This is a genomic window from Nocardioides sp. LHD-245, from assembly GCF_030929495.1.
In the GTDB taxonomy this organism is placed as follows: Bacteria; Actinomycetota; Actinomycetes; order Propionibacteriales; family Nocardioidaceae; genus Nocardioides.
Window position 1 is genome coordinate 253,641 of sequence record NZ_JAVFWN010000007.1, and the last position, 15,434, is coordinate 269,074.

The following is a 15,434-nucleotide window of genomic DNA, read 5'->3' on the forward strand; positions in this document are numbered from 1 at the left end:
GGGCGGCGGGCCTCAGGCCTCGTCGCCGGCCATCGCGACGATCCGGTCGAACCGGGCCCCCATCTGCTCGGCGAGCGCCTGCGCCGCCCGGAGCGGGCGGACCATCACCGTGAAGTCGGTGATCAGCCCGTCGGCGTCGAGCACGAGGAAGTCGCAGCCCGAGAGCTGCAGGCCGTCGACGGTCGCCTCGAAGACCAGGGCATGACCGTCGGCGTCCTGCAGCTCGCGCAGGTAGCGGAAGTCCTCGAAGACCTCGAGGACGTTGGCGAGGATGGCGCCCGTGATCGCCTTGCCCGCATAGGGCCGGTGGGCGACCGGGCTGCGGAACACGACGTCGTCGGCCAGGCAGGCCCGCATCGCCGCCAGGTCGCGGGCCTCGACGGCAGCGCGGAAGGCGGAGCCCGCGCCCGGGGCGCTCGGCGGAGGAGAAGAACGCCGTGGGGTGCTCATAGCGCCGCCGCCAGCTCGGTGCCCTGCTTGATCGCCCGCTTGGCGTCCAGCTCGGCCGCGACGTCCGCGCCGCCGATCAGGTGGACCCGACCGGGGAAGGACGAGGCGAGCAGGTCGTCGTACAGGCCGCGGACGGACTCCTGGCCGGCGCACACGACGACGTGGTCCACGTCGAGCACCTGAGAGGATCCGTCGACGGTGATGTGCAGGCCGGCGTCGTCGATCCGGTCATAGGAGACGCCGCTGAGCTGGTGGACGCCGAGGTCCTTGACCGCCGCGCGGTGGACCCAGCCGGACGTCTTGCCGAGGCCCCTGCCCTGCGTGGTCTCCTTGCGCTGCAGCAGCCAGACCTCGCGGGCGGGCGTGCGCGGCGTCTTGTCCGTCACGCCCCCGCGGACGACGGCCGGGTCGGCCACGCCCCAGTGCGCCTTCCACTCGTCGAGCGTCTCGGGGGTGTGGGCCAGCAGCTCGGTGACGTCGAAGCCGATGCCGCCCGCGCCGAGCACCGCGACCTTCGTGCCGACCGGGACCCGGCGGGTGATCGCATCGGGGTAGGAGACGACCTTGGGGTGCTCGATCCCGGGGATCGCGGGGGTGCGCGGCTCGACGCCGGTGGCGACCACGACGTCGTCGTACCCGGCGAGCAGGTCGGCGGTGGCGCGGGTCCCGAGCTTCACGTTGACGCCGAGCACCTCCATCCGGCGCCGGTAGTAGCGCAGCGTCTCGGCGAACTCCTCCTTGCCCGGGATCTGCATCGCCAACCGGAACTGGCCGCCCAGCTCGTCGGAGCCCTCGAACAGGGTCACGTCGTGACCGCGCTCGGCGGCGCTGACCGCGGTGGCGAGTCCGGCCGGTCCGCCGCCGACGACCGCGACCCGGCGCGCGGAGCGGGTCGGGCTCAGCACCAGCGTGGTCTCGTGGCAGGCGCGCGGGTTGACCAGGCAGGAGGCCCGCTTGGCCTGGAACGTGTGGTCGAGACAGGCCTGGTTGCAGCCGATGCAGGTGTTGATCTCGTCGGCGCGGCCGTCGCGGGCCTTGGCGACCAGGTCGGCGTCGGCGAGGAACGGCCGGGCCATCGACACCAGGTCGACACCCTGCTCGAGGACGGACTCCGCGACGTCGGGGGTGTTGATCCGGTTGCTCGCGCACACCGGGATCGCCACGACCTCCTTGAGGCGCAGCGTGCTGTCGACCCAGGCGCCGCGCGGCACGCTGGTGACGATCGTGGGGACCCGCGCCTCGTGCCAGCCGATGCCGGTGTTGATGACGCTGGCGCCGGCCGCCTCGATCCGGTGCGCCAGCTCGACGGTCTCGTCCCAGGTCTGACCGTCGGGGACCAGGTCGAGCAGCGACATCCGGTACATGACGAAGAAGTCCGGCAGCTCCTGCCGGATCCGGCGCACGATCTCGACGGGGAAGCGCATCCGGGCCTCGGCGGATCCGCCCCACTCGTCGGTACGACGGTTGGTGCGCGCCGTGAGGAACTGGTTGATCAGGTAGCCCTCGGAGCCCATGATCTCGACGCCGTCGTACCCGGCCTTCCGGGCGAGCCGGGCGCTCGCGACGAAGTCGTCGATGGTCCGCTCGACCGCGCGCGCGGAAAGCGCGGACGCCTTGAACGGGGTGATCGGCGACTTGGTGGCGCTCGCGGACACGCTGAACGGCGTGTAGCCGTAGCGGCCGGCGTGCAGGATCTGGAGCGCGATCCGGCCGCCGTTCTCGTGGACCGCGTCGGTGACCCGCCGGTGGCGGTGCGCGTTGAGGCGGGTGGTCATCTGCGAGCCGAAGGGCAGCAGCCAGCCGCGGATGTTGGGGGAGTAGCCGCCGGTCACGATGAGCCCCACGCCGCCGCGGGCGCGCTCGGCGAAGTACGCCGCCAGCTCGTCGATGTGCCAGGGCCGGTCCTCGAGGCCGGTGTGCATGGAGCCCATCACCGCGCGGGACTGGAGCTCGAGGCCGCCGACGGTGGCCGGGGTCGTGAGGAGCGGGTAGGCGGTCATCGGGACTCCTTGCGGGTGTGGGCGTCGAGGTACTCGGTGAGCCAGCGGATCCAGAACTCCTCCATGAGGAGTCCGCCGCGCAGCACGAGGTAGATGTCGAGGTCGGCGCCGCTCAGCGCGCCGGGGTCGGGGAAGTCGCGCGTGGCGAGGAACTCGTAGAGCGAGAGCCGCTTGGTGTGCTCGTCGAGCTGGCGGCGCAGGTCGTCGAGCAGCGCCGCCCGGTCGCCGTACGACGCCCCGCGCATCTTGACGCTGACGCTGCTGCGCATCGCGTCGGGTGTGGTCGGCTCGCCGATCCAGCGGGCCAGCTCGGCGCGGCCGGCGTCGGTCACGTCGTAGACCTTCTTGGCGGGCCGGTCGGTCTGCGCGACCGTCGCGGACGAGATCCAGCCGTCGCCCTCCATCCGGCCCAGCACCCGGTAGATCTGCTGGTGGGTGGCGGACCAGAAGAAGCCGATGGACGCGTCGAAGCGCCGCACCAGGTCGGAGCCCGACGCGGCGCGCTCGCTCAACGACACGAGGATCGCGTGCTCGAGGGCCATGCCCCTCAGCATGCCCCAGCCGCCTGGGCTATGCAACTAGTTGCGCAACTCGTTTCGGACTGGAGCTGCGGAATCACCTTTCAGCGGTGATTCCCGCGCTTCCTGGCCGCTGCAACGGGCGGGAAGCGCAGCAACCCGTCAAGAAGTCCGCCGGAACTCCCGCATCCGAGCGAGGTACGAGCGCAGCTGCCGGGCGGGGACCGGCCGCGGCCAGTCGGTGGCGCGGAACCACGCATCCGAGCCGCCGTCCACGAAGACGACGCTGCCGCACAGGAAGTCCGCGGCGTCGGAGAGCATGAAGACCACCCAGGCGGCGAGCTGGCCCGGGTCGCCGAAGCCGCCGATGGGCACGGGGAAGGCCTTGATCCGGCGGGCCTCGGCGGGGGTGGCGAGCTGCTGCTCCAGCAGGGGAGTCAGGATCGCGCCGGGAGCGAGGGCGTTGAGCCGGATGCCCGCACCGGCCCAGGCGGGTGCGACGGCGTGGCGTCGTACCCAGTGGCTGACGGCGATCTTGCTGGCCGCGTACGCGAAGGTGGGGGCGGCCTTGCCGAGCAGGCGCAGGGTGCCGACCGCCTTGTCCACGTCGCCGTCCAGGAGGGCGTGGACGACCCGCCGCGGCACCAGCGGCACCGTCGTCGTCGAGTTGCTCGCGAACACGACCACCTTGGCCCGCTCGGCGGCGGCCAGCGCGGGCTGCCAGGCCTCGAGCAGCTCGACCACGCCCCGGTAGTTGACCTCGGCGATCAGCCGGGAGCGCTCCCGGCCGGGCGCCGGGCCCAGGCCGGCCGCCAGGACCGCCCCGTCGAGCACGCCGCCGGCCCGGTCGAGGACCGCGGCCGCCGCGGTCCGCCGTCCCTCGGCGGTCGCGAGGTCGGCGACGACGTCGGCCTCCTGGATGTCGACGCCGAAGACGGTGTGCCCCTCGCCGACCAGGCGGGCGACGACGGCGGCGCCCATGCCGGAGGCGGAGCCGGTGACTGCGTAGGTACCCACCCGGCCGACTCTAGAACAGGTTCTATTCGACGGCCGTGCGATCCGCCCGTTCCCGGGTGACCGCCGCCCACGGGCTCCACAGGAACCAGCGGGGCAGGGCGGCGAGCAGCCGGGGCAGCCCGGCGACCTGGATCCGGCCGGCGTCGACCGCCTCGGGCCACGAGCAGTAGCCCTGGAACACGTCGGCGAGGGCCGGCGTCGTCGCGGTGACGGTCACGTCGACCTCGAAGCCGGGGTGCTGCAGGCAGACCGAGACCTCGGCCCGGTCCATCACCAGCCAGATCGTCGTCGCCTCGGGCGCCGTGTGGCGGAACTCGACGACCGTGCGCCCAGGCGGGAGCCGCTCGCGGTCCACGCGACGGTGCATCCACCACATCAGCGTCGTCGGGGCGACGTCGTGGGGCCGGAGCTCCTCGAAGAGCCACTCGATCGCCCATCGGCCCAGGCTGTCGATGACCCGTTCGAGGTCCCGGCCGGCCGGGGTCAGGTGGTACTCGCTGCCGCGTCCGGTCGGCGCCGGCCAGGTCTCGAGGACGCCGCGGTGCTCGAGATGGCGCAGGCGCTGCACGAGCAGCGAGCGCGAGATGCCGGGCATCGCCCGGGCGATGTCGTTGAAGCGGGTGTTCCCGAGCACGAGTTCCCGGATGATCAGCGGCGTCCAGCGGTCGGCGACCACCTCGGACGCCATCGATACGGGGCAGTAGTTGCCGTAGTCGGGCATCTGCCCATGGTGCTCCTGTGCTGCCGGACGGGGTAGTCCCGAACCTGGACCGGCGAGGTCATCTTTCTGGACTGGAGGGCGCTCGCGACCCGGCGGACATTGGTCTCATGACGAGCACACTCCAGGCGGCCACCGCGCCGACCACCCCTCTCACCCCTGCCGCCCGGGCCGCCGCGATCGGCCCTCGCATCGCCGCCCACGCCGCGCGCCACGACGCCGAGGGCAGCTTCGTGTCCGAGGCGTACGACGAGCTGCGCGCCGCCGGCCTGCTCCGCGCCGCCGTCCCGGTCGACCTCGGTGGCGACGGCGCTACCGTCCGTGACCTGGTCTCGCTGCAACGCGAGCTCGGCCGCCATTGCGGCTCGACGGCGCTCGCCAGCGCCATGCACCAGCACGTCGTCGCGTTCACTGCCTGGCGGTACCGCCGCGGCCTGCCCGGCGCCGAGGCCACGCTGCGCCGGGTGGCCGAGGAGCAGATCCTCCTCGTCTCGACCGGCGGTGGCGACTACACGCACCCGCAGGGTGAGGCGGTGCGGGTCGACGGCGGCTACCGGGTCACCGGCCGCAAGCGGTTCGCCAGCCAGTCGCGGCACGGCGCGGTCATCTCGACCATGGCCTGCTTCGACGACCCCGAGCAGGGCCGCCGCGTCCTCAACCTCGCCGTCCCGGTCGCCAGCGAGGGTGTCGCCGTCGCCGACAACTGGGACACCCTGGGCATGCGGGGCACCGCCAGCAACGACATCGACCTCGTCGACGTCTTCGTGCCCGACGACAAGGTGCTGGCCGACCGGCCCTGGGGAGTGGTCGACCCGCCGCTCCAGGTGATCTCGAGTATCGCGTTCCCGATCATCTGCGGCGCCTACCTCGGGATCGCGGAGGCGGCGTACGACGCCGCGGTGGCCGCCGCCGTTCGGCGGGCCGACGACGTGGCCGTCCAGCGGCAGATCGGCGTCATGCGCGCGCGGCTCCAGGTGGCGGAATGGGCGCTCGACGGCGCCCTCGGCCGGGTCGGGGACGATCCCACGCCGTCCCGGGGGACCGTGCTCGCGGTGATGGGCGCCAAGGCGGAGGTCGCGCGGGCCGGCGTCGAGGTGTGCGACCTCGCCATGGAGGTCGCCGGTGGGCCGGCGTTCTTCCGGGGGTCGGTGATCGAGCGGTGCTACCGCGACATCCGGGCCGTGAAGTTCCACCCGTTCACGCCGGAGCAGACGTTGGTGCTCCTCGGTGCCGACGCCCTCGGCGAGCCGGTGCCCATCGCCGAGTGAGGCGCCCGGCCGGCGACCGGCGTCCCACGCCGGACGGCGGCCGCCCACGGGCGGGGTGGGGGGTGCGCTACGCTGGAAGCACCACCGGATGCCGTCCTCCCGACGGGAACCGGTGACGTACGCCCGATCGGCGCCCTCCCGCAGCAGCGCGAGCCGTCGGCGGAACCAGCCGAGGAGACCTGCGCCACCGCCCGTCGGTGGACGCTGGGAAGGACGCTTGTGGCTCGAGGAGGCCAGCGGGGAGCGACGCAGCAGCGCCGCAACACGCAGTCGGCGCGGACGCGTCGCAACGAGGAGGGCATCATCCCGCAGCTCGCGCGCGCCGTGCGCGAGGTCGAGGCGGCGGTCGCCCGTCGCTCGGCGATGCCGGAGGTGCGCGCGAAGTTCCAGGTCGTCGCGCTGCTGGCGCGCGAGGAGCGGGCCCGGGTCAAGTCCGATCCCGGCCTCTCCGACGGTCGGCGCGGCGAGGAGCTCAAGCGACTCGACGGGATCGCGACGATCCTCGCCCAGACCGCGGCGCGCGACAGCACCCTGTTCACGCTGCTCGACGAGAACGCGGAGGTCTCGGAGTCGGCCAAGGCGATGCGGCGCGAGCTGCTGCGCAAGGCCGGCGTCGACGAGCCGGAGCCCGAGCCCGCGCCGGTCGTCGTCGACCCGGAGCTCGCGGCCCTCGCCGAGAAGCGCGTGGTGCCGATGTCGGTGCAGTCCTACCAGCTCTCGCACCCCTTCCTGACCCCCGACTTCACCCACGCCCAGGTCGTGGTGCCGCCGCGGCGACTGGCCGGCTGGGAGCTGCTCGAGCCGCTGTTCCGCTCCTTCGAGCGGGCCGCGCCCGACGCGCCCGCCTGCATGCCCCTGCCGGACGCCGACCAGCTGACCGCGCTCACCGGCCGGCACGCCCCGGTCGGCCGCGAGCTGATGGCGCACCAGGCGCAGCTCGTCGCCTCGGCCGCCGAGGGCCACCGGACCTACCTGCTGGCCGACGAGCCCGGCCTCGGCAAGACCGCGCAGGCGCTGCTCGCCGCCGAGGCTGCCGGGGCCTTCCCGCTGCTCGCCGTGGTCCCCAATGTCGTCAAGACGAACTGGGCCCGCGAGGTCGACCTCTGGACCCCCCACCGCCGGGCCACCGTGCTGCACGGCGACGGCGACGACGCCGACGGGTACGCCGACGTGTTCGTCGTCAACTACGAGATCCTCGACCGCCATGTCGGCTGGCTCGGCACCCACGGATTCCGCGGGATGATCGTCGATGAGGCGCACTACATCAAGAACAAGACCTCGCAGCGCTCGCAGAACGTTCTGGAGATCGCCGGGCGGATCCGGTCCCGGATCGCCCGGCCGCTGATGATGGCGCTGACCGGTACCCCGCTCATCAACGACATCGAGGACTTCCGGGCCATCTGGCAGTTCCTCGGCTGGATCGACGAGGTGGTGCCGCGCGGCGCGTTGATGGAGGCGCTGGAGGAGACCGGGCTGACGCCGGCCGACCCCGCCTTCTACCCGGCCGCCCGACGCGCCGTCATCGAGCAGGGCATCGCGCGTCGCCGCAAGATCGACGTCGCCGCCGACATCCCGGCCCGCCGCGTCGCCGACATCCCGGTCGAGCTCGAGGGCGAGGCCGGCCGCTCCATCCGCAAGGCCGAGCAGGAGCTGGCCCGCCGGATGGTGGAGCGCTACGACGCCGCGATCGCGACCCGCCGTACCGGCGCCGAGGTCGAGGGCATCGACCACCGCCTGGTCCGCCAGGTCGCCGGCTGGGAGCGCGAGGACAACTCGACCAAGACCGGCGAGAACGTCTTCACGATGATGCGCCGGATCGGGCAGGCCAAGGCCGGTCTCGCGGCCGACTACACCGCGCAGCTGGCCCGCAACGTCGGCAAGGTCGTGTTCTTCGCCAAGCACATCGACGTCATGGACACCGCCGAGCGGACCTTCGCCGAGCGTGGCATCCGCTACAGCTCGGTCCGCGGCGACCAGAGCTCGACGACCCGGCAGAAGGAGATCGACGCCTTCGTCAACGACCCGGACGTCCAGGTCGCGGTCTGCTCGCTCACCGCGGCCGGCGTCGGCCTCAACCTGCAGGTCGCGTCCAACCTGGTGCTGGCCGAGCTCTCCTGGACCGACGCCGAGCAGACCCAGGCCATCGACCGGGTGCACCGGATCGGCCAGGCCGAGCCGGTCACCGCCTGGCGGGTCATCGCCACGCAGACCCTCGACACCCGGATCGCCGAGCTGATCGACAAGAAGGCCGGGCTCGCCGCCCGCGCCCTCGACGGCGCCGGCGAGGAGGTCGAGGGCGGTGCCGTCGACCTGCAGACCGAGGCCCTGGTCGCACTGCTCACCGCCGCGCTGGAGGCCCGCGGGGACTGATGTCACACTCCGGCGACCTGTCTCGTCCTCCTGTCATGAACAAGATCGCAGTGGCAGGCGGCACGGGACTGGTCGGCCGGATGGTCGTCGACGAGGTACGCCGAGCGGGCGGGACGCCGGTGGTCATCGCCCGCTCGGTCGGGGTCGACCTGGTGACGGGCGACGGGCTGGCCGCCGCGCTCGACGGTGTCGACGCCGTGATCGACGTGAGCAACGTCGAGACGATGGGCGCGAAGCGGTCGATCGCCTTCTTCGAGGCGGCGACCGGGCACCTGCTGACCGCCGGCGCGGCCGCCGGGGTGCGCCACCACGTCGCGCTCTCGATCGTCGGCTGCGACCGCGTCGACCTGCCCTACTACCTCGGCAAGCGCCGTCAGGAGGAGCTGGTCGCGGCCGGACCGCTGCCCTGGACCGTGCTGCGCGCGACCCAGTTCCACGAGTTCGCCGGGCAGGTCATCGACCGCAGCCCGCGCCCCCTCGCGCTGGGACTGCGGATGCGCACCCAGCCGATCGCCGCCCGTGAGGTCGCCGTCGAGCTGGTCGCCGCCGCGGTCGACCGGCCCGCCGGTCTGCTGCCCGACCTCGCCGGACCGCGGCCCGAGGCGATGGACGCGATGGTGCGCCGGGTGCTCAGGGCGCGCGGGTCGCGTCGGCTCGTCGTACCCGTGCCGATGGTGGGACGTGCCGGGCGCCAGACGAAGGCCGGCGGTCTGCTGCCGGGCGCCGGCGCCACGCTCGGCCGGGAGACCTTCGACGCGTGGCTCGCCCGTGCCTGACGTGCGTGAGGGCCTCGCCGAGGAGTACGACGCGCTCCGGCCCCGGATGGTGCGGGTCGCCTACGCCATCCTCGGCAGCCGCGCCGATGCCGAGGACGTCGTCGCCGACTGCTGGTCGCGGCTCGTCGCGGCCGACGCCCGCGAACCGGTCCGCGACCTCACCGGCTGGCTGACCGTCGCGGTCGCCCGCGCGGCTACCGACGTGCTGCGCTCGGCGCGGGTGCGCCGCGAGGAGTACGTCGGTCCGTGGCTGCCGGAGCCCTACGTCGACCCCGTCGACCCGGCCCCCGATCCGGCTGACCGGGTCACCCTCGACGAGACCGTCAGCTACGCGCTGGCCGTCGTTCTCGAGTCGCTGTCCCCGGCGGAGCGGACCGCCTGGGTGCTGCACGACGTCTTCGGCATGGGCTTCCCGGAGGTGGCCGCCGTCGTAGGCCGCACCCCGGTCGCCGTCCGTCGGCTCGCCTCGCGCGCCCGGGCCCATCTCGCCGCCCAGCCGACCCGCTTCGAGGTCGACCGGAGCGAGCACGAGGCCGTCCTGGGGCGCTTCCTCGCCGCCGCGGCCGGCGGCGACCTCGACGCCCTCGTCGCGACCCTCGACCCCGACGTCGTCGTCACCAGCGACGGCGGCGGCGCCGTCAGCGCCGCCCGCCGTCCGGTGCACGGCGCCGAGCGGTCGGCGCGTTTCCTCGCCGGGCTCGTCGCCAAGTACGTCGGCGACGTCGAGATCGAGTTGCTCGGCGTCAACGGGGCGCCCGCGATCGGGCTGCGCGAGGACGGCGTGCTGACCTCGCTGATCGTGCTGACCGTCGCCGGCGACCGGGCCACCCGCGTCGACATCCTGCGGGCGCCGGCGAAGCTGGCGGCGGCCGTGCGCACCGCTGGGCAGTAACACGCTGTCCACCCGACTGGTCGGCGGTTGTCAGCGCGAGAACGGCCCTCAGCGGGGCGGTGCTGCGGAGAAGTGGCGGGTAGCGCGGTGGACGGCGTGTTACTGCTCCGCCCGGCCCCGGAGCCGACCCGCGGCCGCCCCAGCGCCGGAGGGCGCGAGGCGGCGGTCGGCGTACCGGAAGCCGGCGATGAGCGCGGCGAACAGCGCGGTGATGCCGACGCACACCACGACCACCGAGCCCCAGCCCTCCTCGCGGAAGTCGAGGAACGGGTAGGGCACCCATCGCGTCGCCGTGGCCACGCCGAGGGTCGCGGCGAGCCAGGCGATCGGCCAGCCGAGGGCGACGGCGATCGCGCGGCCGTCGATTCGCGGGCGGGGGCCGAGAGCGAACCAGCCGACGACGGCGACCAGCGGCACCACCATGTGGAGCATCTTGTCGGCGAGCCAGTCGGCGCCGTGCAGGTCGAGCAGCGGGCGGAGCAGGAAGAAGTGGACCAGCCCGGTCACGGTGATGCCGACCGTCGCGGCCAGGCGCAGGGCCCGGAACGCCGGGCCGTCCCGGAACGGGTCGCGGGCCAGCATCGTGGTCGCGACGGCGACCAGGAGGTTGCTCTGGATCGTGAAGTAGGCGACGAACCGGGCCAGCCGCAGGCCCAGGCCGGGCGGCTCGGCCTCGTCGAGGACCCGGCCGCCCTGGAGCACCAGGACGAGCTGGAGGAGGAGGGCGGCGACGGTGATCGCCGCGGTCAGGATGTGCCAGCCGCGGGCGCCGCGCATCAGGCGTCCTCGGGGCCGGGTGGGGTGAGCAGGCGTTGGATCGCGTCGCCGTAGGTGGCGATGACGGCCGCGGGGTCGGCCGCGGTGAGGATGGGGTCGCGCTGCAGGAAGAGCAGGTCGAGCAGGCCGGCGAGCTGGGCGACCGCGAGCGCCACGCGCAGCTCGGCGTCCGCGCCGGCCAGGCGCGGGGCCAGCGGGGCGACGTAGGTCTCGGCGGTGTGCCGGTTCATCTCCTCGCGGACCTGGTCGTGGTGCGCGGCCTGAGCCAGTGCGACGTACCGCTGGCGGATCACCGGGCGGGCGGGGTCGAGGAAGTAGGCCACCAGGCGGCGCCCGACGTCCTCGAGCGGTCCGTCGAGGACCGAGCCGATGCCCAGCGAGGTGTCGACGGTGCGCAGGAAGAGGGCCTCCTTGGACCCGAAGTGGCGGATCACCAGCGCCGGGTCCACCCCTGCCTCCCCGGCGATCCCGCGCACCGACGCGCCGTCGAAGCCCCGCTCGGCGAAGAGGGTGCGCGCGGCGTCCTCGATCGCGGTCCGGGTGGCCAGGCCCGCCGGCCGCAGCCGGCTCGGGTCGGGGGAGGGGTGCGTCACACGGCAACCGTAGGGCATCGCCGAGATCCGTCAACGGTGTTGACACAAGTACGGTCAACGCCGTTGACTCAGCGCTCGTGACTGCGTCCTCCTCCGCGCCGGCGACCGGCGCCCCCGCAACGCCGGGCACGGGTACGCCGGGCTCACCCCTCCTCACCGTGGCGGTGCTGTGCCTCGGCGGTCTCGTCGCCTCCCTCACCCAGACCATGGTCATCCCGATCCAGGGCGAGCTCGGCCGGCTGCTCGACACCTCCGAGGCCAACGCGTCCTGGGTGGTGACCGCGACCCTGGTCGCCGGCGCAGTCGCGATGCCGATCTCCGGGCGGCTCGGCGACCTCTACGGCAAGCAGCGGATCCTCGTGCTCAGCGCACTGCTGCTCGTGCTCGGCTCGCTCGTCTGCGCGCTCAGCAGCACGCTCGTGCCGATGCTGGCCGGGCGGCTGCTCCAGGGCTTCGCGATGGGCTTCATCCCGGTCGGCATCGCCCTGCTGCGCGAGGTCACCCCGCCCCGGGTGACGCCGACCGCCATGGCAGCCATGAGCGCGACCCTCGGTGTCGGCGGCGCGATCGGCCTGCCGTTGTCGGCCTGGATCGTCGAGGACTTCAGTTGGCACGCACTGTTCTGGGTGTCCACCGGCCTCGCCGCCGTCGTCGCCCTGGCGGTCGTCGCGCTGGTGCCGCACGTGCGGGACGCCACGCCCGGACGCTTCGACGCCGTCGGGGCCGCGGGCCTGGCCCTCGGGCTGGTGGCCGTCCTGGTCGCGGTCTCCAAGGGCAACGACTGGGGATGGGGTCACGGCCGCACGCTCGGGCTGCTCGTCGCCGGCCTGCTGGTCCTGCTCGCCTGGGGCAGCTACGAGCTGCGCGTCACCGACCCGCTGTGCGACCTGCGCGTCTCGGCCCGCCGCCCGGTGCTGCTCACGAACGTCGCGGCCATCGCGATCGGCTTCGGCATGATGGCCCAGGCGATCGTCGTACCCCGGCTGCTGCAGTCGCCCGCGGCGAGCGGCTACGGCCTCGGGCAGACCCTGCTCGAGACCGGACTGTGGATGGCCCCCGGCGGCCTGGTGATGATGGTGTTCTCGCCGGTCTCGGGGCGGCTGATCCGGGTGGTCGGCGCGCGGGTGACGCTGATGGTCGGCGGCACCGTGCTCGGTCTCGGCTACCTCTTCGCACTCTTCCTCACCGACGCGCCCTGGCAGCTGATGGTCGCCAGCTGCATCACCTCCGCCGGCGTCGGCATCGGGTACGCCGCCATGCCGACCCTGATCCTGCAGTCGGTGCCGCTCGCCGAGGCCGGCTCGGCCGTCGGCGTCAACGGGCTGATGCGCTCGGTCGGGACCAGTGCCTCCGCCGCGGTGATGGCGGCCATCCTGACCGCCTCGACCGTGGACGTCGGCGGCTACGCCCTGCCGACCGAGAACGCCTTCGCGGTGTGCTTCGGCGTGGGTGCGGCAGCCGCCTTCCTGGGCGTGCTGCTCGCCGCGCTGGTGCCGCGCTCGGGGGACGCCGCGGTCCGCTGACCGTCGCCTCTCCCACCGGGACCGGGTAGCCGCGACAACACATCACGGGTACATCCGGAACCTCTCCCGGGCCCGGTCGTTGATGGGGGCGAACGAGGCACTGCGGTGACTGGGGGGTTCCGCCCAGCCTCGTGGCGGCCCCGGAGCCTCGCTCCGGGGCCGCGTGCGTGCCGCCGCCGGGTGGCCGGGAGGGTGTTGCCGGGTGGTCGACGGCGCGTGCGGGCGCGGCGTCCGGGGAGGGAGACCGGGTGGTAGGCGAGGATGGGCGCGTGTCCGGCCCGCTGATCCCCTCCGACCCGTCGGCCGACGCCGCCCGCCGCGGCGCGCTGCGGCGCATGCGCACCGTCGCGGTGTCCCTGCTCCTGCTCGCCGCCGCCGTCTACGTGGCCACGCTCGGCAGGGACGGTGCCTGGGGGTTCGTCAACGCCGGCGCGGAGGCCTCGATGGTCGGCGCGATCGCGGACTGGTTCGCGGTGACCGCGCTGTTCAAGCACCCCCTCGGGCTGCCCATCCCGCACACCGCCCTGATCCCGAAGCGCAAGGACGATCTCGGCAAGGGGCTCGAGGAGTTCGTGGGGGAGAACTTCCTCCAGGAGGACATCATCCGCGAGCGGGTGCTGGGCGTGCAGATCTCCCAGCGGGTGGCGGACTGGCTCGCCGTTCCCGCGAACGCCGAGCGGGTGGTCACCGAGGGCTCCGAGATCGCCGCGCTCGCGCTGGGCAAGGTCCGCGACGACCACATCGAGGCACTGGTGACCGAGGCGCTGGTGCCCCGCTTCCGGGAGGAGCCGATCGCGCCCCTGCTGGGCGGGCTGCTCGCCGAGGCGATCCGCGACGACCTCCACCACGGGCTGGTCGACCTCATGCTCGAGGAGCTGCACGGCTGGCTCCTGGCCAACCCCGACACCGTCCACGACGTGCTGGGGGAGCGGGCGCCCTGGTGGGCGCCGGACTCGGTCAACACCTACGTGATCAACCGGCTGCACCTCGAGATGGTCCGCTGGATGGCCGAGATCCGCGACAACCCCGAGCACCGGGCCCGCCGTGCGGTCGACTCGATGCTCGGCCAGCTAGCCGACGACCTGCTGGCCAACCCGGCCACCCAGGAGCGCGCCGAGCGCCTCAAGGACCGCGTGCTCGACCATCCCGCGGTGATCGCCAGCGCGATCTCCCTGTGGCAGGCGCTGCGCAAGGCACTGCTGTCCTCGCTCGGCGACCCGCAGGGCGCCGTACGCCGCCGGCTGCTGGTCGAGATCGAGGGCGCCTCCGCCCGGCTCCGCTCCGACGCCGCCCTCCGCGCCCGCCTCGACGGGCTCGCCGCCGACGCGGCGGTGTTCGCCGTCGACCGCTACGGCGCCGAGCTGACCGCCGTGATCACCCACACCATCGAGCGGTGGGACGGCAAGGAGGCCGCCCGCCGCATCGAGCTCCACGTCGGTCGGGACCTGCAGTTCATCCGGATCAACGGCACCATCGTCGGCGGCCTGGTCGGCGTCCTGATCCACACGGTGTCGGTCGCCCTCCACTGACCCGGCGCGTCCGAACGTCGTGGGAATGCCGACCCGGCGCGTTCAAACGCGACGGGTCGATCCTAGGCTGGCCCCGTGCCCGAGCCGATGGACGTCCCGATCCGTGACGAGTCGATCCGGCTCGGCCAGTTCCTCAAGCTCGCCAACCTGGTGGAGTCCGGGGCCGAGGCGAAGCCGGTGATCGCCGACGGCCTGGTCCGGGTCAACGGTGAGGTGGAGACCCGCCGTGGCCGCCAACTCGTCCTCGGCGACGTCGTGGAGCTGCAGGGGCAGGCCGCCCGGGTGTCCGACGAGGACGTCCCGGACAACCTGCCCTGGTGAACTGGTGCGAGCGTGTCGCTCCTTCGTCGCGCCGCGCTGCCGCACGCGCGGTCGAGCGTCGTGGGCCCTGCCTTCGCGTGGCGGCAAGCCGCCGGCACGCAGAGCAGCGTCTCCCTCCGCCTCCGGTCGCTCGTTCCTCGCTCCCTTCGGCTCCGGGCCGACACTGCTCTGCGGTGGCCGGGGCCGGCAGGATCTCAGTTCGCCTGGCGGCAAGACCGCTGTGGCCGGGGCTGGGGCCGGGGCTGGCCGGAGGGGCTCAGCGGACCTCGAGCAGGTCGACCACGAAGATCAGGGACTCACCCGGCTTGATGACGCCGCCGGCGCCGCGGTCGCCGTACCCGAGGTGCGGCGGGATGACGAGCTGACGGCGGCCGCCGACCTTCATGCCCTGCACGCCGGTGTCCCAGCCCTGGATGACCTGGCCGACGCCGAGGCGGAACTGCAGCGGCGTGCCACGGTTGTAGGACGCGTCGAACTCCTCGCCGGTGGACAGTGCCACGCCGACGTAGTGGACCGAGACCGTGCTGCCGGAGGTGGCCTCGGCGCCGTCCCCGACCGTGAGGTCGGTGATGACGAGGTCGGTGGGCGGGGTGGGGTCGACGAAGTCGATCTCGGGCTTCTCGCTCATCGCGCCAGCCTAATGGGAGGCGTTCGGGGCCCGTTCCGAGTGTCCCCTCGATAG

The 15,434-nt window shown here is 73.5% G+C and carries 15 protein-coding genes; 7 read left to right on the top strand and 8 right to left on the bottom strand.

Features of this window, described 5'->3' with window-relative positions; all coding sequences use genetic code 11:
• Positions 1–12: 12 nt before the first annotated feature.
• The 5 genes from RB608_RS13360 to RB608_RS13380 form a co-directional block, all read right to left on the bottom strand.
• Positions 13–450 carry a nuclear transport factor 2 family protein gene (locus RB608_RS13360; protein ID WP_308088448.1) on the bottom strand — a complete coding sequence of 146 codons (438 nt, stop codon included), beginning with the start codon at positions 448–450 and terminating at the stop codon, positions 13–15.
• Positions 447–2,450 (bottom strand): NADPH-dependent 2,4-dienoyl-CoA reductase, encoded by a 2,004-nt coding sequence (locus tag RB608_RS13365; RefSeq protein ID WP_308088449.1) that lies wholly within the window; start codon positions 2,448–2,450, stop codon positions 447–449. The genes RB608_RS13360 and RB608_RS13365 overlap by 4 nt, the downstream gene beginning before the upstream one ends.
• Positions 2,447–2,992, bottom strand: a complete 546-nt coding sequence (locus RB608_RS13370) for a PadR family transcriptional regulator (protein ID WP_308088450.1) — start codon at positions 2,990–2,992, stop codon at positions 2,447–2,449. Before RB608_RS13370 ends, RB608_RS13365 begins: the two co-directional genes overlap by 4 nt.
• Before the next feature lie 138 nt (positions 2,993–3,130).
• Complete coding sequence (locus tag RB608_RS13375) at positions 3,131–3,985, bottom strand: SDR family oxidoreductase (protein WP_308088451.1); 855 nt, start codon at positions 3,983–3,985, stop codon at positions 3,131–3,133.
• Between the two features lie 22 nt (positions 3,986–4,007).
• Entirely contained in the window at positions 4,008–4,706 is a 699-nt protein-coding gene (locus RB608_RS13380; RefSeq protein ID WP_308088452.1) for a helix-turn-helix domain-containing protein, read from the bottom strand.
• Between the two features lie 107 nt (positions 4,707–4,813).
• Here RB608_RS13380 and RB608_RS13385 point away from each other — a divergent pair, with 107 nt between their 5' ends.
• The 4 genes from RB608_RS13385 to sigJ all read left to right on the top strand — a co-directional run bounded on the left by RB608_RS13385 (position 4,814) and on the right by sigJ (position 10,009).
• Positions 4,814–5,971 carry an acyl-CoA dehydrogenase family protein gene (locus tag RB608_RS13385; protein WP_308088453.1) on the top strand — a complete coding sequence of 386 codons (1,158 nt, stop codon included), beginning with the start codon at positions 4,814–4,816 and terminating at the stop codon, positions 5,969–5,971.
• Between the two features lie 219 nt (positions 5,972–6,190).
• Positions 6,191–8,341 carry a DEAD/DEAH box helicase gene (locus tag RB608_RS13390; protein ID WP_308088454.1) on the top strand — a complete coding sequence of 717 codons (2,151 nt, stop codon included), beginning with the start codon at positions 6,191–6,193 and terminating at the stop codon, positions 8,339–8,341.
• Between the two features lie 35 nt (positions 8,342–8,376).
• On the top strand, positions 8,377–9,117 hold the full coding sequence (locus RB608_RS13395; protein ID WP_308088455.1) for an NAD(P)H-binding protein: 741 nt from the start codon (positions 8,377–8,379) through the stop codon (positions 9,115–9,117).
• Entirely contained in the window at positions 9,110–10,009 is a 900-nt protein-coding gene (sigJ, locus tag RB608_RS13400; RefSeq protein ID WP_308088456.1) for an RNA polymerase sigma factor SigJ, read from the top strand. The genes RB608_RS13395 and sigJ overlap by 8 nt, the downstream gene beginning before the upstream one ends.
• A 99-nt stretch (positions 10,010–10,108) precedes the next feature.
• Here sigJ and RB608_RS13405 read toward each other — a convergent pair whose 3' ends face one another.
• Together RB608_RS13405 and RB608_RS13410 are read right to left on the bottom strand one after the other, a co-directional pair.
• Positions 10,109–10,786, bottom strand: coding sequence for a Pr6Pr family membrane protein (locus tag RB608_RS13405; RefSeq protein ID WP_308088457.1), 678 nt, complete (start codon positions 10,784–10,786; stop codon positions 10,109–10,111).
• Positions 10,786–11,379: a TetR family transcriptional regulator gene (locus tag RB608_RS13410; protein ID WP_308088458.1), complete on the bottom strand. Its 594-nt coding sequence runs from the start codon at positions 11,377–11,379 to the stop codon at positions 10,786–10,788. The genes RB608_RS13405 and RB608_RS13410 overlap by 1 nt, the downstream gene beginning before the upstream one ends.
• A gap of 77 nt (positions 11,380–11,456) precedes the next feature.
• Between RB608_RS13410 and RB608_RS13415 the strand changes: the two genes are divergently transcribed.
• From RB608_RS13415 to RB608_RS13425, 3 genes are all read left to right on the top strand, one after another.
• On the top strand, positions 11,457–12,902 hold the full coding sequence (locus RB608_RS13415) for an MFS transporter (RefSeq protein ID WP_308088459.1): 1,446 nt from the start codon (positions 11,457–11,459) through the stop codon (positions 12,900–12,902).
• Between the two features lie 269 nt (positions 12,903–13,171).
• Positions 13,172–14,431 (top strand): DUF445 domain-containing protein, encoded by a 1,260-nt coding sequence (locus tag RB608_RS13420; RefSeq protein ID WP_308088460.1) that lies wholly within the window; start codon positions 13,172–13,174, stop codon positions 14,429–14,431.
• Between the two features lie 87 nt (positions 14,432–14,518).
• Positions 14,519–14,752 carry an RNA-binding S4 domain-containing protein gene (locus RB608_RS13425; RefSeq protein WP_282404673.1) on the top strand — a complete coding sequence of 78 codons (234 nt, stop codon included), beginning with the start codon at positions 14,519–14,521 and terminating at the stop codon, positions 14,750–14,752.
• Positions 14,753–15,008: 256 nt separating this feature from the next.
• Here the strand turns inward: RB608_RS13425 and RB608_RS13430 are convergent, their stop codons facing one another.
• The gene (locus RB608_RS13430; RefSeq protein WP_308088461.1) at positions 15,009–15,380 is read right to left on the bottom strand and encodes an FKBP-type peptidyl-prolyl cis-trans isomerase; all 372 of its coding nucleotides are present in this window, start codon (positions 15,378–15,380) and stop codon (positions 15,009–15,011) included.
• Between the last annotated feature and the right edge of the window lie 54 nt (positions 15,381–15,434).